Source organism: Streptomyces parvus (assembly GCF_014648875.1).
GTDB classification, from domain to species: domain Bacteria; phylum Actinomycetota; class Actinomycetes; order Streptomycetales; family Streptomycetaceae; genus Streptomyces; species Streptomyces parvus.
In genome coordinates, this window is the sequence record NZ_BMRY01000012.1 from 60,607 (window position 1) to 78,669 (window position 18,063).

15 protein-coding genes are annotated in these 18,063 nt (G+C 68.7%); 9 read left to right on the forward strand and 6 right to left on the reverse strand.

The features are described from left to right. Positions 1–10: 10 nt before the first annotated feature. The 3 genes from IE140_RS29960 to IE140_RS36700 all read right to left on the reverse strand — a co-directional run bounded on the left by IE140_RS29960 (position 11) and on the right by IE140_RS36700 (position 5,613). Positions 11–4,456, reverse strand: a complete 4,446-nt coding sequence (locus IE140_RS29960; RefSeq protein ID WP_189460865.1) for a non-ribosomal peptide synthetase — start codon at positions 4,454–4,456, stop codon at positions 11–13. A gap of 375 nt (positions 4,457–4,831) precedes the next feature. After that, positions 4,832–5,239, reverse strand: coding sequence for a hypothetical protein (locus tag IE140_RS36270; RefSeq protein ID WP_229826950.1), 408 nt, complete (start codon positions 5,237–5,239; stop codon positions 4,832–4,834). A gap of 254 nt (positions 5,240–5,493) precedes the next feature. Next, positions 5,494–5,613 carry a hypothetical protein gene (locus IE140_RS36700; protein ID WP_351767774.1) on the reverse strand — a complete coding sequence of 40 codons (120 nt, stop codon included), beginning with the start codon at positions 5,611–5,613 and terminating at the stop codon, positions 5,494–5,496. Positions 5,614–5,824: 211 nt separating this feature from the next. Between IE140_RS36700 and IE140_RS29970 the strand changes: the two genes are divergently transcribed. Continuing rightward, a complete protein-coding gene (locus IE140_RS29970; RefSeq protein ID WP_268252797.1) occupies positions 5,825–7,090 on the forward strand; it encodes an MFS transporter in 1,266 nt (421 codons plus the stop codon). Between the two features lie 744 nt (positions 7,091–7,834). Here the strand turns inward: IE140_RS29970 and IE140_RS29975 are convergent. Next, positions 7,835–8,431 (reverse strand): transposase family protein, encoded by a 597-nt coding sequence (locus IE140_RS29975; protein WP_189460867.1) that lies wholly within the window; start codon positions 8,429–8,431, stop codon positions 7,835–7,837. A 371-nt stretch (positions 8,432–8,802) separates the two neighbouring features. Between IE140_RS29975 and IE140_RS29980 the strand changes: the two genes are divergently transcribed. The 8 genes from IE140_RS29980 (at position 8,803) to IE140_RS30020 (ending at position 16,817) form a co-directional block, all read left to right on the forward strand. Beyond that, on the forward strand, positions 8,803–9,738 hold the full coding sequence (locus tag IE140_RS29980) for a polyprenyl synthetase family protein (protein WP_229826951.1): 936 nt from the start codon (positions 8,803–8,805) through the stop codon (positions 9,736–9,738). 952 nt (positions 9,739–10,690) lie between these two features. Continuing rightward, positions 10,691–11,572 (forward strand): HipA family kinase, encoded by an 882-nt coding sequence (locus IE140_RS29990; RefSeq protein ID WP_189460869.1) that lies wholly within the window; start codon positions 10,691–10,693, stop codon positions 11,570–11,572. Next, complete coding sequence (locus IE140_RS29995) at positions 11,569–11,952, forward strand: DUF3037 domain-containing protein (RefSeq protein ID WP_150197898.1); 384 nt, start codon at positions 11,569–11,571, stop codon at positions 11,950–11,952. The genes IE140_RS29990 and IE140_RS29995 overlap by 4 nt, the downstream gene beginning before the upstream one ends. Positions 11,953–12,190: 238 nt before the next feature. After that, positions 12,191–12,952, forward strand: coding sequence for a 3-oxoacyl-ACP reductase FabG (gene fabG, locus IE140_RS30000; protein ID WP_006122981.1), 762 nt, complete (start codon positions 12,191–12,193; stop codon positions 12,950–12,952). 20 nt (positions 12,953–12,972) lie between these two features. Beyond that, a complete protein-coding gene (locus IE140_RS30005) occupies positions 12,973–13,728 on the forward strand; it encodes an SDR family oxidoreductase (protein WP_006122980.1) in 756 nt (251 codons plus the stop codon). Positions 13,729–13,846: 118 nt separating this feature from the next. Beyond that, positions 13,847–15,427, forward strand: a complete 1,581-nt coding sequence (locus IE140_RS30010) for an ABC transporter substrate-binding protein (protein ID WP_150197900.1) — start codon at positions 13,847–13,849, stop codon at positions 15,425–15,427. 118 nt (positions 15,428–15,545) lie between these two features. Further along, the gene (locus IE140_RS30015; RefSeq protein WP_150197902.1) at positions 15,546–16,229 is read left to right on the forward strand and encodes a uracil-DNA glycosylase; all 684 of its coding nucleotides are present in this window, start codon (positions 15,546–15,548) and stop codon (positions 16,227–16,229) included. A 114-nt stretch (positions 16,230–16,343) separates the two neighbouring features. After that, on the forward strand, positions 16,344–16,817 hold the full coding sequence (locus IE140_RS30020; protein ID WP_032765778.1) for a hypothetical protein: 474 nt from the start codon (positions 16,344–16,346) through the stop codon (positions 16,815–16,817). 36 nt (positions 16,818–16,853) lie between these two features. Here IE140_RS30020 and IE140_RS30025 read toward each other — a convergent pair whose 3' ends face one another. Both IE140_RS30025 and IE140_RS30030 read right to left on the reverse strand, forming a co-directional pair. Next, positions 16,854–17,348 carry a hypothetical protein gene (locus IE140_RS30025; RefSeq protein ID WP_189460871.1) on the reverse strand — a complete coding sequence of 165 codons (495 nt, stop codon included), beginning with the start codon at positions 17,346–17,348 and terminating at the stop codon, positions 16,854–16,856. Between the two features lie 152 nt (positions 17,349–17,500). Then, complete coding sequence (locus IE140_RS30030; RefSeq protein ID WP_373296202.1) at positions 17,501–18,022, reverse strand: DinB family protein; 522 nt, start codon at positions 18,020–18,022, stop codon at positions 17,501–17,503. Positions 18,023–18,063 lie beyond the last annotated feature (41 nt).

The following is an 18,063-nucleotide window of genomic DNA, read 5'->3' on the forward strand; positions in this document are numbered from 1 at the left end:
TGTGAACTCCTTAGTCGGTGACTGCTTCACGTATCGGCCGGTCCGGAGCGGCCAACCCGCTGGCAAGGATGTTGTTCCACATGGCCAACATGTCGGCGATCTCCGCCTTCGAGTACAGCCCGTCACGACACAGGATCGACACCTCAAGGCCGTCCCCGACCGCGGTCACCTCCAACGAGAAGTCGTGGCGCACGCTGTCGCGGTCCTCCGCGTACTCGTCGACCGCAATCAAGGTGTCGCCCGCCACGCGGTCCGTGCTCTCTCCCTGGTTGAGCACGAACCAGACCTCCATGTACGGGGTTTGGTTGGGGCGGCGTGGGGGGCGGGTGGCGGCGATGAGGAGGTCGAAGGGGAGGTCTTGGTGGTCTTGTGCGTCGAGGACGGTTTCGCGTGTGCGGTGGGCGACGTCGCGGAAGGTGGGGTTTGCGCCGAGGTCGGTGCGCAGCACGAGGTTGTTGACGAAGAACCCGATGAGGTGGTCGAGGTGGGGGTGGTTGCGGCCTGCGACGGGGGTGGCGATGACGATGTCGGTCTGGCCGGTGAGTTGGTGCAGGAGGATGTTGTAGGCGGCGAGGAGGACCATGAAGGGGGTGAGGCCTTCGTCGCGTGCCAGGGTGCGCAGGTCGGTGGTGAGTTGGGGGTCGAGGGTGAAGCTGTGGGTGTCGCCTTCCCACCGCGGATCGGCCAGTGGCTGCCTGTCGTAGGGCAGTTGCATGTAGGCGGGGGCTCCGTCGAGCTTGTCGCGCCAGTACGTCTCCAGCGCCTGCCTGCGATCCGTGGTCAGCAGCACCTCCTGCTGCACCGCGTAGTCCGCGTACTGGAGGGGCAGCTCGGGAAGCGGCGAGGGCTCGCCCGCGCACAGCGCCGGGTAGATCGCCGCCAGTTCGTCCTGCAGGACGATGGCTGACCAGCCGTCGGTCACGATGTGGTGCATGTTGAGCACCAGGACGCTCTCCTGAACGCTGGTCACGATCAGCCGCGCGCGGAACAACGGGCCCCGGGCCAGGTGGAAGGGCGTGGTGAGCTCTTCCCGTATTGCAGCGTCCACGTCGTCCGGGCTGCCGTCGCGGCAGTCCACCACGGGCAGGGCGACCTCGTACGCCGGTCCGATCACCTGGACCGGGACCCCGCGCTCCGCCTCGAACACCGTCCGCAGCACCTCGTGCCGCGCAACGATGGCACTCAGAGACGCCTGCACCACGTCGGGGCGCACCGGACCGCGGAGCCGCAGGATCAGGGGCGTGGTGTACGCCAAGTTTCCCGGCGTCACCTGGTCGGCGAGCCACAGCCTGCGCTGGCCGTACGACAGCGGTACCCGGTCCGAGCCCGCAGGCCGCGGCACGGGCACGGGCCGCGGGCTCACTCCCCGCAGGCCTTCGATGTGAGAGACGAGGTCATGGACGGTCGCGTGGCGCAGGAACTCGGAGAAGTCGATCTGCACCGCGAAGTTCTGCTCCAGGCGCGCGATGATGCGCGTCGCGCCGAGGGAGTCGCCGCCGAGCTCGAAGTAGTTGTCCGACACTGAGATCGGGTTGATCCCCAGGACGTCCTCCCAGGTGTCGGCGACGATGCTCATGGCCTCGGACATCGCCTCCCGGTTGCCGCGCTCCACCTGCGGCGGATCGATCTCCAGGAGCTTGCGCCGGTCGACCTTTCCGTTGGTGGTCAGTGGGAAGGCATCGACGTACGTGATGGTGCGCGGGATCATGCTCTCCGGCAGGACTTTCCTGAGCTGCGAGCGCAGCAGCGCCTCGTCAGCCGGAGCAGCTGTCGAAGCCCTCACGTAGGCACGCAGGAGCGAGGCGCCGTGCTTGTCCTTGTCGGCGACGACGGAGCATTCGGCGACCCCTTCGACCGAGCTGATGGCCGTCTCGACCTCGGCCGGCTCCACGCGGACGCCGTGGATCTTCACCATGTCGTCGCAGCGCCCGACGAATTCCAACTCGCCGTTCGGCGTGATGCGACCCAGGTCGCGCGTGCGGTACAACCGATGACCGCGCCGGTCCGTGAACGGATTCGGCACGAAGCTCTCCGCCGTCAGGGCGGGCCGGCCCAAGTACTCCTGGCCGACGCCGACACCGCCGATGTAGATCTCGCCGACCTCCCCCTGCGGCACCGGCTGCATCGACTCCGACAGCAGGTAGATGTCCGTGTTCGGCAGCGGACGCCCCGCGAGGTTCGAGGGCGAGTCGGCGCCGAGGACGCCGATCGTCGAGGAGATGGACCCCTCGCTCGCCCCGTACACCTGGCCCACGTCGGCGTGCGGCAGCCACTTCTCGACCAGCGCGTCCTGGAGGGCGTCGCCGCCCAGGACCAGCTGGGTGATCAGCGGGACGTCCTCGGGCTCGATCACCGCGAGGGGCCCGGGCGTTCCCATGTACAGCGTGACCGCATCGCGCCGCAGCGCTGCACTGATGACCCGCGCACCGCGCCGCTCCTGCCGGGGGACGACGCTCAGCTGCGCGCCGTTCAGCAGCGCCATCCACACCTCGGCGGACATCACGTCGAAGGAGGTGGTGGCGAGCTGGGCGATGTTGGTCGCGGTGCCGATGTCCATGGCCGCGCCCATCCCGAGCGCCCAGTTGCACAGTCCGTCGTGCGTGATGACGACGCCCTTCGGATGCCCCGTGGACCCCGAGGTGTAGACGACGTACGCGGGCTGTTTGGCCGCGGGGGCGCCCGCGGCGGCCCACTGCGACGACTCCTCCACGGGCGTCAGCCGCTCATAGTCCAGGGACGACCAGTCGTTCGGAGCCGTGTCGTCCTTGTGGGAGACCAGGATGGAGCAGCGGGCGTCACGCGACAGCCAAGCATTGCGCTCGGCGGGCGCGGCCGTGTCCAGGCACAGGTAGACCGCACCGATCCGGACGGTGGCGACGATCGCTACGACCAGGGCGATTCCGGGCTCCAGCGACAGCCCCACGACATCGCCCGTGCCGACTCCCGCGGCGGTCAGCGCTGCGGACACCGCCTGGCTCGACGTGTCCAGCTCGGCGTACGTCAGGAGCTCGCCCATGCACAGGAGTGCCGGCGCATCTGCATGCCGGCTGACGACGCCGGCGATCTCGTCGACCAGATTGAGGTCCAGCAGGTCCCCTCGCTCGGGGCCGGCGAGCGACTCGCCCTCCTTGAGCTCGGGCAGGCTGTTGTGACCGGCGGTGATCGGAGTGCCGCCCCGGGACGTGCCGCGCCGCAGTACGTCGACGAACCGCTCGCTCAGCGACGCGATCGTGTTCGCGTCGAACAGGTCGCTGCGGTAGTTGACTTGGATCTGCATACTGCTGCCCTCGAAAACCTGGAAGGTCAGGTCCAGCGACGAGCCGGGCAGCGGCGCCTGCGTCGGGGTCGCCATGAGGTCACCGATGGCGTACTCGGAGACGGACTCCGGCTGGTAGACCAGCGACGTCTGCAAGTACGGGGTTTGGTTGGGGCGGCGTGGGGGGCGGGTGGCGGCGATGAGGAGGTCGAAGGGGAGGTCTTGGTGGTCTTGTGCGTCGAGGACGGTTTCGCGTGTGCGGTGGGTGACGTCGCGGAAGGTGGGGTTTGCGCCGAGGTCGGTGCGCAGCACGAGGTTGTTGACGAAGAACCCGATGAGGTGGTCGAGGTGGGGGTGGTTGCGGCCTGCGACGGGGGTGGCGATGACGATGTCGGTCTGGCCGGTGAGTTGGTGCAGGAGGATGTTGTAGGCGGCGAGGAGGACCATGAAGGGGGTGAGGCCTTCGTCGCGTGCCAGGGTGCGCAGGTCGGTGGTGAGTTGGGGGTCGAGGGTGAAGCTGTGGGTGTCGCCTTCCCATCGCGGATCGGCCAGTGGCTGCCTGTCGTAGGGCAGTTGCATGTAGGCGGGGGCTCCGTCGAGCTTGTCGCGCCAGTACGTCTCCAGCGCCTGCCTGCGATCCGTGGTCAGCAGCACCTCCTGCTGCACCGCGTAGTCCGCGTACTGGAGGGGTAGCTCGGGAAGCGGCGAGGGCTCGCCCGCGCACAGTGCCGGGTAGATCGCCGCCAGTTCGTCCTGCAGGACGATGGCTGACCAGCCGTCGGTCACGATGTGGTGCATGTTGAGCACCAGGACGCTCTCCTGAACGCTGGTCACGATCAGCCGCGCGCGGAACAACGGGCCCCGGGCCAGGTGGAAGGGCGTGGTGAGCTCTTCCCGTATTGCAGCGTCCACGTCGTCCGGGCTGCCGTCGCGGCAGTCCACCACGGGCAGGGCGACCTCGTACGCCGGTCCGATCACCTGGACCGGGACCCCGCGCTCCGCCGCGAACACCGTCCGCAGCACCTCGTGCCGCGCAACGATGGCGCTCAGAGACGCCTGCACCACGTCGGGGCGCACCGGACCGCGGAGCCGCAGGATCAGGGGCGTGGTGTACGCCAAGCTTCCGGGTGCCGCTTGCTCAGCAAGCCATAATCTCCGCTGCCCGTAGGACAAAGCTTCCCTGCGGATTCCCGAGTTCAACGTGCGGCCCTCTCGGAGTTGTCTGTGCCTACTGCATCTCAGCCAGTGGATCTTAACGGTGAGGTGAGTGGTGTCAACAGAATTTAAGGCGGGCGGAGATGTGCTCGCAGGAAGCGTAAGTCACCCTGCAGTGAAAGAAGTCGGAGGTCACCGTAGAACAACCCGGCCCGCGACTTGACGCGTTGGCTGGGCGCTCAACGGGACCGGGCAGGCAGGGTCCCAAGCGCATGGAGTATGCATCGGTCATGGTATGACGGGCCGTGGCGGAGTGCCACAGGTCTCCAGATCATTTGCAGGTTCCTGTCGCCGCGAGCAGGAGATTCGCCTGCTCTGTAGGGCTAGTGCGTTGTCCACGAAAACGTTTGCCGGGGTTGATCAGGCGGCTTGAGGCCGTGGCCGTCCCCAGCGTTGTTGGCGTTCGCTTCGGACATTGGCGTGTTCGCGGCGTTGGGCGGCCAGAACGTCCGGGTCGCGGGCATTGGCGTTGCGCCACCGCAGGTGAGTCCTGCAGCTTCCGGGCCAGTGCCGGGTGGTTGGGGTGGTTGGAACCGCCCATGACGAAGTTCCGTAGAGGGCCGTGCGGCGCCGGTTCACGCCCCACAGATGGTCGTCGCCGAGGGAGTAGCAGCCGTGGAAGTAGCGGATGCCGCGGGTGCGGTGGCAGGCGGCCGGCAGCCGGTCCGGCTTCTTCTTCCCGGCCCAGGAGGAGCCGTGGCAGGGGCGGATCGACAGCGGGCCGAACTGGTCGAAGGCGAAACAGCGATCCAGGAAATTCCTGGTCACGTGCTCAATGCGGTCGATCTTGGCGTCCTTGTAGGGATCTTTGGACTCCTTCCAGGTGCGCGTGCGCTGGAGGGAGATCCCGTGTTCGCGCAGGATCTGCCGCAGCCGTTCCCGGCCGATCCTGACCGTTCGGATCCGGTTGCGGGCCAGGTAGTCGGTGAGCTTGCGGAGACTCCAGTGCGTGAACGGCTGCCCCAGTCCGACGGAGCGTGTCCTGGCCGTCGTGATGATGAACTCGCGTTCGTCATCGCTGATCAGGGGACGGCCTCCCGCCCACCGAGGCCCAGCGCGGCCAGGCCTCTCTCGTTGAACGCGTTGATCACGTCCCGAACGGTGTCCTCATGGGCGGTGACCAGCCGGGCGATCGCTGTCACCGGGGTGCCCGACGTCGAGGCCGTGATGATCAGAGCTGTCCTATCAATCGGTAGTACCTTGACAGTCGTCAAGGCCGGGGGTTCAATGTGATCATCTTCAAGCGGGATATCCAAAACTCACGGTTGAATAATTCTGGATATCCGGGCAGGTCGCCCCATGAAGCGGACATTTTCTGCATCGAGGAGATACAGCAAGTGCGGGTCCCCTGATATGCGCGTCTCACGAGGTCCTCTGAAGAGTCGTAATTTCCGCTTGCTCGTGACCTGCAACGTCATTTCTGTTGCTGGCTCGTCGATTGCGAACGTCGCCATACCCTTCGCGGTTCTCGGGGTCGGCGGCTCGGCGGCCGACGTGGCATTCGTGGCGACCGCCAAGCTCATCCCCATCGTCGCGTTCCTGTTGATCGGCGGGGTGCTCGCGGACCGGTTGCCGCGTCATAGGGTCCTGGTGGCAGCGAATGGCCTGCAGGCCATCGCCGCAGGTGCGGCGGCTGCACTGATCCTCGGCGGGCACGCGCGAGTCTGGCAGTTGGCGGTGCTGGCCGCAGTGAGCGGCATCGGCGTGGCGATGAGCTATCCGGCGTCCCAGGGGCTGCTCCCACAAACGGTGCCGGCCGATCAAAGACCGTCGGCGGTATCCCTGGACCGCATGTCCAGGAACACGGCGTCCATTGGCGGAGCTGCGCTCGGCGGCGTTCTCATCGTGCTGTGGGGGCCGGGCTGGGGGCTCGTTTTCGACGCCGCGAGCTTTGCCATCGCCGGAGCGCTGAGATTCCGGATGCAATTCCCCGACCTGCCGCGGGTGCAGGTCTCCAGCATGCTGACCGACCTGCGGGCCGGCTGGCGCGCTTTCACTTCGCGTCGCTGGCTATGGATGATTGTTGCGCAGGCCGCGGTCATTACCACCTTGAGTTCGGCTCTGATCAGCGTGCTGGGGCCATTGGTCGCGCATTCCGATCTCGATGGCGCGAGCAGTTGGGGGTTCATCGTGGCCGCCTACGGTTTCGGCGCGGTCGTGGGCGGCTTCGTCTTGCTCAGGTTCCGGCCCAAGCGATTACTCCTCGCTGGAATCCTGTCGCTTCCCGCTCTCTCCCTTTTGTTCTTCGCGCTCGCTGTTCCTCTGTCGACCCCTCTCGGCGTCGCAGCGTCGTTCCTGGCTGGGGCATTCCTGGAAGTGTTCGAGGTGAGCTGGGTCATCACGCTGCAACAGGAAATACCGCCCGACGAGCTTTCCCGCATATCCTCCTATGACGCGCTGGGAAATTACGCGCTCGCCCCGGTGGGAATCGCCGCGGCCGGCGGGCTTGCCGGCTCCTTCGGGGCCTCGGTCATCCTGACGTTCAGCGGCGCCCTCATCGTGCTCCTCACCTGCGCTGTCCTCTTCGTGCCCGAAGTCCGGCACATGCGACGGCGGCTGCCCGCGCCTTCCGGCACCGGCAATGCAGTGACCGTTCCATCGGCGGCGGGCGACAACTGAAACGTAAGCATTCAGAAGGCCCGGTCGGGTGCTCGTCTCCTGACGATGCGACAGGTGGCGGGTGGGTGCAGCTGTATCTGTGGTCATGTTGTCGGGGCTGGAGTCCGCGTCGCGTGAGGATCTCCTCGTGGTGATCAGGACAGGTGGCGGTCGTGGAGGCTCCGGCGGCGGAACTGGCCGAGTCCAAAGAACGGTTGACGGCGCGGGTGGCGGAGTCGGAGCGTCGTTGGGGCGCAACTCCCAGAACTCCTCGATGCGGACGTCTTGGGACACCTTCGGTCGGCCGGAGAAGTAGCCGCAGATCAGTTGCGGGCGCAAGCGGGGACGTCAGCCGCCGCCGTCAGGTCCGTGATATCCCGTTGACCACGGTGTAGGTGAGCGAGTACCGGTACCGATGCCGATGCGCGTGCGGGACGGTGACCGCCGCGCGGATGTCCGATGAGATCGCCCGATCCCCCTCCCCCTTCCCCTCCTCCTACGGCCGAACCTGCGGGCGCTCGCTGTCTATCTGCTGGTCTTCCCGCGCATCCCCGGGGAGCGGACAGCGATCCTGATCCGGGATGTGACCGGAGCCGAGGCACCAACTACTGCAGCGAGCGAGCACTCCGCCCGGTCAAGACCCACTCGAGATCTCCGGATGTCACCAATCCGCTGACGGCGCCACGGCATGGCTTGCCTTGCGCTCCTGCCTCGACTCCGCCCGCAAACACGGGCTGAGCGCCTTCGTGGCCATCCGCAGCGCCTTCACCGGCGACCTCTGGATGCCACCCATCGAACAAGTTGCCTGATCAGGGCATTCGTGGTGCGTGTGTCGACATCCAGGGCCCGCTCCGGTTTGCCCTTTCGGGCGGCGGACCGGGATGCGTATGCCGATGCCGGCGCCGATGTAGCCCTTGTCGGCCAACGTGGGCATGCCGTCGGCGGCTGCCTCGTGCAGGGCGGGACATACAGCCGGGCTGCGGTGATGTCCGGGGTGGAGCCCGGTTCGGCGTCGGAGACCCACGGTGGGGTGCCGTCCGGGGCGGACAGGAACTGGATGTTCCCGCCGAAGCTCTTGTGCTTCTGGCTGAACCACAGATCGTTGCCGTTGTCCCGGGTACCCGTGACGCGATCGCTCTCGACGAGCATGCCGTCGAGGATCACATGGCTCATCTCCTCACCGCGGCAGCGGTCCAACAGACCGTGCAGGTCTGGTGCTTGAGCGGCGAGGACGTCGACACCCTCGTGGGGGTAGCGGTAGCCGGTGGCCTGCGAGACGCCTGCATCGCGGGCCAGGCAGTGCACGCAACTGCGCTCGCGGAACCAGCGCAGGACCAGGACCGCTTGGCGGAACGTGCCCAAGGCCCGCGACCCGCGTGGGGTGTTGAGTCGGCGACGGTGCCCGGCGAGTAGCCGGGAGCGGTGGACCACGATGTGGCGTGGGACGTCGAGCGTGGCAGCACAGGTGACCAACGTGCAGCCTCTGGTTGCGCGGACGATCTTGTGGTGAGAACCGTCCTACCAGGGGCTTCGCCTCTGTCCGCGACGGGGCCCGCACAGCATTTCACTGAGAAAACCTCAACCAGTCGCATTCCTTCTGCATGCGTAGACTGAAACCCTGTCAAAGATCTTTGGCCCGGGTGCTGGCCCGCCCAGATGAGGAGTGCTCTGTGAACGCAGTCCTACCCTTGGACGTTGGCGATGCGGCGCTGTCCAGTGAACTCGCTGCTGGGATGGCGGAAGTGGAGAGACAACTGATCGAGTCCGTGGCAACGGACAACGACGTTCTCGCCGCGGCGGCACGTCACTTGATCAGTGCCGGCGGGAAGCGCCTGCGACCGTTCCTGGTCCTCCTGGGAGCCCAGTTCGGCAACGAGCGTGACGAGCGTCTGGTGTCGGCGGCGGTCGCCGTGGAGCTGACGCACATCGGCACCCTCTACCACGACGACGTCATGGACGAGGCGACCATCCGACGCGGCGTGCCCAGCGCGCACCTGCTGTGGGGCACGCCGCTCGCCGTCTTCACCGGGGACTTCCTCTTCTCCCGCGCGTCCCTACTGATAGCGGGTCTGGGCGACGAGGCGATCCAGCTCCACGCGAAGGCGTTCATGCGCCTCGTCGACGGCCAGTCGGCCGAGACGGCCGGACCACCGCAGAGCGAGGACGACGGCCTGGGCCACCACCTCGGTGTGCTGGGCAACAAGACCGCGTCGCTGTTTGCCGCCTCCGGTGAGCTGGGCAGCCTGCTGTCCGGCGCCTCCGCGGAGGTCACCGCGCGCATCGGCAGGGCCTGCGAGGCCTGGGGGATGGCCTTCCAGTTGTCGGACGACGTGCTCGACGTGACCAGCGAGTCAGAGGAGTCCGGCAAGGCTCCGGGAGCCGACCTCCGGGAGGGCGTTCCCACCCTGCCGATGATCTACGCGCTGCGCTCGTCGCACCCCTCGGACGCACGGCTCGTGGAACTGCTGCGTGCCGGCCAGCTGACGGACCCGGCACAGCACGCGGAAGCCCTGGCGCTCCTCCAGAAGCATCCGGCCATCGACATGGCCCGGGCCGAGGTGCGGGAGTGGGCTGAGGTCGCCCGACGGGAGATCCGGGGGCTGCCCGACGCACCGGCACGCGCGGTGTTTGAGGCGCTGTGCGATTTCGTCGTGGAGAAGACCCGCTGAACCCTCCGAATTCTTTGCCCCCTCTGCTTGGCGGCCGCCGATCCGGACCGGGCCCTGGCCATGGTCCTGCGGGCGGCCGGCCCGCTGGCGGAAGTCGCCGTACGGGGACCGGTCCGTTCGCACGCGTCACAACGACCAGGCAGTAGGACCGGGAGCCGAGGCTGGGCCTGCGGGCCGACGGTCTGAGGTTCCCCAACACTGTTACGGCACGGACTGCCGGGCGAGGCTGGTGTGCAGGGCGGCGAGGTAGGCGAGCCGGTTCTCCCGCAGGCAGGGACAAGCGCCTTGCGCGCAACTTTATGCACGCGAATCTGTGCGGTGGCCCAAGTCGCCACGGGAGCGGCGCGACGCGTGGCCGATGACTACGGCACTGCGGGTCCGCGATGTCATCAACGGGCGGAACAGGATCGCCGTCGTAGTCGGTCTGGGCTGCGGACTCCGCCAGGGCGAGGTGTTCGGACTGAGTCCGGAGGGCATCGACCATGAACGCGGCATGCTTCAGGTTCGGCGCCAAGTGCAGGTGATTCACGGAAAACACATGGAACACCTACACCTGGAGGCCGGCCTTGGCCAAGGCCGGTGTCATCCCGCCACGTGCCGAGGGGGCGAAAGCCTGGCAGTGGGCGGCGGCCCCGAAGGACGGTTTCCACGTGCTTCGGCACACTTACGCCTCGATCATGCCGGAAGCCGGAGAGTCCGTCGTGACCTTGGCGCGGTGGCTCGGACATTCCTCGCCAGCGGTCACTCTCGGTTACTATGCTCACTTCATGCCGGAGGCCGGCAGCAAGGGGCGCGGCACCATCGACGGTCTGCTTGGGAAGGGCGGGGCATCGGCTTGCCGGCCGAAACTCCCCAGATTCTCCCCAGCGCCGTCGACCGGCGATTCCCGCCTCTGCGCCCGGCGGCAGCCCTCCGTTGATTGCAAGGCTGAAAAGATGGGTGGCCTGGGAAAGTGTTGCAAGAAGTCGTGGCGACTCGCTATGTCACGCCCCTGCGTGAAGGCGGCTCGCTCCCCGGCATCGTCGAGGCCGACGATCTCGGTACGTACGTCATGAAGTTCACCGGGGCCGGACAGGGCCGCAAGACGCTCGTCGCCGAGATCATCTGCGGGGAGCTCGGCCGCCGGCTCGGGCTGCGGGTGCCGGAGCTGGTGACCATCGAGCTGGACCCGGTCATCGGGCTGGCGGAGCCGGACCAGGAGGTGCAGGAGCTGCTCAAGGCGAGCGGCGGCCTGAACCTCGGCATGGACTACCTGCCGGGCTCGTTCGGGTTCGATCCGCTCGCCTACGAGGTCGGGGCGGCCGAGGCCGGGCGGATCGTCTGGTTCGACGCGCTGATCAACAACGTGGACCGTTCCTGGCGCAACCCCAACCTGCTCGTCTGGCACGGCGACCTCTGGCTCATCGACCACGGCGCGACCATGATCTGGCACCACAACTGGCCGGGCGCCCAGGCCTCCGCAGCCAAGCCGTACAACGCCTCGGACCACGTCCTGGCCCCGTTCGGGCCGGACATCGCGGCCGCGGCCGCCGAGCTCGCCCCCCTGGTCACCGAGGAGCTGCTCACCGAGGTCGCCGCCGACGTGCCGGACGTCTGGCTGGCCGACGAGCCCGGCTTCGACTCCGCCGACGAGGTGCGTCGTGCCTACGTCGCCCCGCTGCTCGCGCGGGCCGCGACCGTCCACGAGCGGATCACGCTGGACGCGCCCACCGCGACCCGGCCCTCCCAGGCCCCGGGCTGGCTCACCGACCGGCTGCCACCGAGGCGGAAGCAGGCCGCGGGCGACGGCCGCGCCGCGGCGGCCGCCCGCACCGGCGAGGAGGGCGGCCGATGACGCGGCGCGATGTCTTCGAGTACGCGCTCCTGCGCGTCGTGCCCCGGGTCGAGCGGGGGGAGTGCTTCAACGCCGGGGTGCTCGTCTACTGCCGGGCCCACTCGTTCGTGGCCGCCCGGACGTATCTCGACGAGGCGAAGCTGAAGGCGCTGGCCCCGGACGCCGACGTCGTCGGGGTGCGGGCCGCCCTGCGCGCCGTCGAAGGGGTCTGCGGCGGCGGTGCGGAGGCCGGTCAGGCGGCGGACGACGACGCCGGGCGGCGGTTCCGCTGGCTGATCGCCCCGCGTTCCACGGTCGTCCAGCCCGGAGCGGTGCACACCGGGCTGACCACCGACCCGGCCGGCGAGGTGGACCGGCTGCTCGACCTCCTCGTGCGCTGATCCACGCCCCGGTGGGACCACGACGGCACAGCGGCGGACGCTCCCGCCCGGTGTGACGTACGGCCCGCCGGGGCGTGCGCCGTTGACACCGGGTGCCAGGGCTTCTAGCGTCTCGTCTGCTGAAGGTACTAAGCGGTTGCTCAGCAATCGAGGGTCTTGCCGCCAGGGAGTGTCAGGGACTGGCGGGAAGCGTCCCGGTGTCCGCTGAGCCGCTATCCAAGGGCGAGGAGAACCAAGCATGTCCACCACCGAGCAGCGCGTCGCCATCGTGACGGGAGCGGCGCGGGGCATCGGCGCCGCCACCGCCGTACGCCTCGCGGCCGAGGGCCGCGCCGTCGCCGTACTCGATCTCGACGAGGCGGCCTGCAAGGACACGGTCGAGAAGATCACCGCCGCCGGGGGCACCGCGCTGGCCGTCGGCTGCGACGTGTCGGACGCCGGTCAGGTGGAAGCCGCCGTCGCGCGGGTCGCCGCCGAGCTGGGCGCGCCGACGATCCTCGTGAACAACGCGGGCGTGCTCCGCGACAACCTGCTGTTCAAGATGAGCGAGTCCGACTGGGACATCGTGATGAACGTGCACCTCAAGGGCGCGTTCCTGATGGCCAAGGCCGTCCAGGCCCACATGGTCGAGGCCAAGTTCGGCCGGATCGTCTCGCTTTCTTCCTCCTCGGCTCTCGGAAACCGGGGCCAGGCCAACTACTCCGCGGTCAAGGCGGGCCTCCAGGGCCTCACCAAAACGCTCGCCAAGGAGCTCGGCAAGTTCGGCGTCACCGCCAACGCCGTCGCGCCCGGCTTCATCGTCACCGAGATGACCGCGCAGACCGCCGAGCGCGTCGGCATGGGCTTCGAGGAGTTCCAGGCGGCGGCGGCCACCCAGATCCCCGTCCAGCGCGTCGGCCGTCCCGAGGACGTCGCGAACGCCATCGCCTTCTTCGCGGGCGACGACGCGGGCTTCGTCTCCGGCCAGGTCATGTACGTGGCCGGCGGCCCCCTCAACTGATCCGAAGGGCAGCGGACATCATGACGGTGCAGGACAGCGGAAAGGTCGCCCTCGTCACGGGCGCCAGCCGGGGCATCGGCTACGGGATCGCCGAGGCGCTCGTCGCCCGCGGCGACCGGGTCGCCATCACCGGGCGGGGCGAGGACGCCCTCAAGGAGGCCGTGGAGCGGCTCGGCGCCGACCGGGTCATCGCCATCCCCGGAAAGGCGCACGACGTGGCCCACCAGGCCGCGGCGGTCGAGCGCACGATGGAGGCGTTCGGCCGGGTCGACTACCTGATCAACAACGCCGGGACGAATCCGGTCTTCGGGCCCATGGCCGAGCTCGACCTCAATGTGGCCCGCAAGGTCTACGAGACCAACGTGATCTCGGCGCTCGGCTTCGCCCAGCAGACCTGGAAGGCGTGGCAGAAGGAGAACGGCGGGGCGATCGTCAACATCGCCTCCGTCGCCGGCGTCGCCCCCTCGCCGTTCATCGGCGCGTACGGGATGTCGAAGGCGGCCATGATCAACCTGACCGCCCAGCTGGCGCACGAGTTCGCCCCGGTCGTCCGGGTCAACGCGATCGCCCCGGCCGTGGTCAAGACGAAGTTCGCCGAGGCGCTCTACGAGGGCCGTGAAGCGGAGGCCGCGGCCGCCTATCCGCTGGGCCGGCTCGGTGTGCCCGAGGACATCGGAGGTGCGGCGGCCTTCCTCACCTCCGCGCAGTCAGACTGGATCACCGGACAGACCCTCGTGGTCGACGGAGGAATTTTCCTCAACGCGGGCGTTGGCTGAGAGTAGCCTGGCCCGATTTGGCCCTGATTGAGTCAAGTGCCCCGCCGGGCCTGCGGATTGACCTGGTGGGGCGCTGCGGTATGGTCTGCCGACCCATGGCTGATCGAGGAGCGTGCACGTGTTCTACCGGGCCAGTCTGCAGGCTTCTGCAGCCCTAGCTTCCCTTTCTCTGCTGGCCGGCTGCGGTCTCCTTTCCGACAGCGGATCGGAAACGGACCAGAAGATAACCGTCGGGACGACCAGCTCCCCGTCCACGCTCGATCCGGCGGCGGCCTGGGACGGTTCCTGGGAATTGATGCGGAACGTTTACCAGACCCTGGTGAGCTTCCCCACCGGCAGTACGAGCCCGGAGCCGGACGCGGCGGAATCCTGCAAGTTCACCGACGCCACGAGCATGGCGTACCGGTGCACGCTGAAGAAGAACCTCAAGTTCTCCAACGGCGAGAAGCTCGACGCCAAGGCCGTGAAGTACTCCATCGACCGCATCAGGGACATCCACTTCAAGGGCGGCCCGGTCGGGATGCTCGGCTCGCTGGACCGGGTCGAGACCAAGGGTGACGACACGGTCGTCTTCCACCTGAACAAGTCCGACGCCACGTTCCCGTTCATCCTGGCCACGCCCGCCATGTCGCTCGTCGCTCCCGGCGACTACCGCCAGGACAAGATCCGCGACGACGGCAAGGTCACCGGTTCCGGCCCGTACCTCCTGGAGTCCTACGAGGGCCGGAAGACCGCCGAGCTGAAGAAGAACCCGGACTACAAGGGCTTCGCCAACCGGAAGAACGACGCGGTCACCATCCGCTACTTCGAGAAGTCCGCCGACATGGTGAGCGCGCTCAAGGCCGACGAGATCGACGCCACCTACCGGGGTCTGACCGCCGAGGAGGTCGTCAGCCTGGAGGACAACAAGGACGACAACGCGGGCCTCCAGATCGTCGAGAGCACGGGGGCGGACATCCGCTTCCTGGTCTTCAACCCGAAGGACCCGGCCGCCGCGAACCCCGCCGTCCGCAAGGCCATCGCCCATGTCGTGGACCGCGACGCCCTGGTCGCCAAGGTCTACCGGGGCACCGCCGAGCCCCTCTACTCCATGATCCCCAAGGGCATCGCCGGACACACCACGAGTTTCTTCGACACCTACGGCGACCCGGATGTGGCCAAGGCGAAGAGCATCCTCTCCGAGGCCGGCATCACCGAGCCCGTGAAGATGACCTTCTGGTACACCACCGACCGCTACGGCTCCGCCACGGAGCCCGAGTTCGAGGAGCTCAAGCGGCAGCTGGAGGCCTCCGGGCTGTTCAAGATCACGCTGCGCGGCGAGCCCTGGCAGAAGTTCCAGGAAGGCTTCAACCAGGGGGAGTACCCGGTCTTCGGCCGCGGCTGGTTCCCCGACTTCCCGGACCCCGACAACTTCGTCGCCCCGTTCGTGGGCCAGGAGCCCGTCACGGGCAGCCCGTACATCAACAAGGAGATCACCCAGCAGCTGCTTCCCGCCTCGCGGCAGGAGAGCGACCGGGGCGCGGTCAGCAAGCAGTTCGAGCGGGCCCAGGAGATCCTCGTCAATGACGTCCGCCTGCTGCCGCTGTGGCAGGGCAAGCTGTACGTCGCCGCGGGCGAGGACATCGGCGGCGGCGAGCGGGCACTCGACCCGCAGACCGTCATGCAGATGTGGGAGCTGTACCGCAAGGCCAGCTGGTAGCAGCCCGGCGGTGAGGGGACGACGGTGACGTGACGACGGGCCTCCTCGGGGGCCCGTTGTCAGTGGTGACCGGTAGGTTCTGGGATCAAGAACCTGTTGCTCACCGGAGGTTGTGGACGTGACCGATATCGACCTGCTGCCCGAGTCCTGGCGCGGCGTCCTCGGCGAAGAACTGCAGAAGCCGTACGTCAAGGAGCTGGCGGACTTCGTCGAGGAGGAGCGGGCCAAGGGCCCCGTGTATCCGCCCCGCGAGCAGGTCTTCGCCGCCCTGGACGCCACGCCCTACGACCAGGTGAAGGTCCTCGTCCTCGGCCAGGACCCGTATCACGGCGACGGCCAGGGGCACGGGCTCTGCTTCTCCGTGCGGCCCGGCGTCAGGACGCCTCCGTCGCTGCGCAACATCTACAAGGAGATGCAGCAGGAGCTGGGCCTGCCCATCCCGGACAACGGCTATCTGATGCCCTGGGCCGAACAGGGCGTTCTCCTGCTCAACGCCGTGCTGACCGTCCGGGGCGGCGAGGCCAACTCCCACAAGAACAAGGGGTGGGAGAAGATCACCGACGCCGTGATCCGGGCTGTCGCCGACCGGCCCGACCCGGCGGTCTTCGTGCTCTGGGGCAACTACGCGCAGAAGAAGCTGCCCCTGATCGACGAGGAGCGCCACATCGTGGTGAAGGGCGCGCACCCCTCGCCGCTGTCCGCCAAGAAGTTCTTCGGCTCCCGCCCCTTCACGCAGATCAACGAGGCCGTGGCCGCCCAGGGGCACCAGCCGATCGACTGGCGGATCCCCGACCTCGGCTGACGGGCTCGTCCGGCGAGGACACCCTCCGAGCCCGTGTCTGACCGGTTCTGCGGAAGCCCGGCGTTAGCGTCGGACGGAGGGGTGACCGGCCGTACGGGCGATGAGGAGAGCGCAGTGGTGGAGCAGCAGGAGGCGTCGGAGGACGCCGTCATGACCAGGATCGGCCAGGCGATCATGCTGCTCCACGGAGGTGACCGGGAGGAGGCCCGCAACCGGTTCGGCGCTCTCTGGTCGGAGCTCGGGGCGGACGGCGACGCCCTCCACCGCTGCACCCTCGCGCACTACATGGCCGACACCCAGGACGACCCCGGCGACGAGCTGGCCTGGGACCTGCGCGCCCTGACGGCCGCCGAGGGGGCGGGCGGCGGGTGGTCGGCGGAGCACCGGGACCTTCCGGCCGTCCGGGCGTTCTACCCCTCGCTGCATCTCAACCTCGCGGCGGACTACCTCAAGCTCCAGCGCCCCGACTCCGCCCGCATCCACCTCCAGCGAGCCCGCGCCGCCGCCGAGTCCCTCGCGGACGACGGGTACGGCGACGGGGTCCGCGCCGCCATCGACCGCCTGGAGCTCCGCCTGCGGGAGCAGTGACCCGGGGACCCTGCAGGGCCCCCGGGGGCAGGCGCGTCAGCGACCGTACGTCTCCGAGCAGATGCGGGCCTGCGGGCTCCCCGCGGGCCAGCCGCCGTACCCCCGGCCGAGCGCACAGACGTCCGCCCCGCCGCCGGGGACGCGTGGCAGGGCGGGCACGGTGACGGACGGGACCCTCGGGGCCCGGTCGGGGGCCCGCCGCTGCGGCGGATCCGCGCGCTCGGGCGGCCGGGCGACGCCTGCCGGTCCGCCGCGCCGGGCCTCCGCGGGGGAGTCGGCGGCCGGAGGCGCGGGGGAGGAGGAGGGCCGAGCGGGCGGGCGGCTCGGATCCGGCATGACCTCCAGCCCCTCACGGGCGGGAGGCTGCACGATCTGCGGAGCCACGTCCTCCCCCGGTCCGGTGGCTCCCGCACCGGGGGAGGAGGGGGAGGAGTGGGAGGAAACGGTCCCGGGCGTCACCGAGACGCATCCGGAGACGGCGGTGACCGCTAACCCGACCAGGAGTTTCGCGGTGATTCTGGTTCTCTGCACCCGGCCAACTCTGCGGTGCGGTCCCACTCTCCGGGGCCCGGTGGGCGGGGAATGGCCCGCACGAGTGACCCGGTCAGCACGGCGTCCCGCACCGCGTCGACCGGGGCCACCGGCGTCCGGCAGCGCTCGCCGAGCTCACCCCCAAGGGGCGGTCAGACCCCGGTGGCGCCGTCCACGCGCTCGCGCACCAGGTCGGCGTGGCCGTTGTGGCGGGCGTACTCCTCGATCATGTGCGTGTAGATCCAGCGCAGATTGAACGGCTTGCCCGACGAGCCGAGGCCCTTGGAGAAGTCGTCCAGGCCGAACGCGGCGGCGCTTTTTCGCGCCGCCGCCGTCTCCGCCCGCCAGACGGCCTCCGTCTCGGCCCAGGTGGTCGTCTCCGACACCTTGAAGTCCGCGTCCGGGTCCTCCTCGGTGGAGTAGAGGTCCGGCAGTGCCTCGCCCGCCAGGATCTCGCGGAACCAGAAGCGCTCCACCTCGGCCAGATGCTGGACGAGGCCGAGCAGGGTCAACGCGGAGGGCGGCACGGACGCCTCGCGCAGTTGCGCGTCCGTGAGACCCGCGCACTTCGCGACGAGCGTCTCGCGGTGGTATTCCAGCCAGCCCTCCAGCATGGGGCGTTCGGCTGCGTCGATGGCGGGTTCGGGGCGTTCGGCGAAAGTCATGAGGGCCATGGTGACCCATGATCATGGGGCCGGCCAGGGGTTTCGCGAAC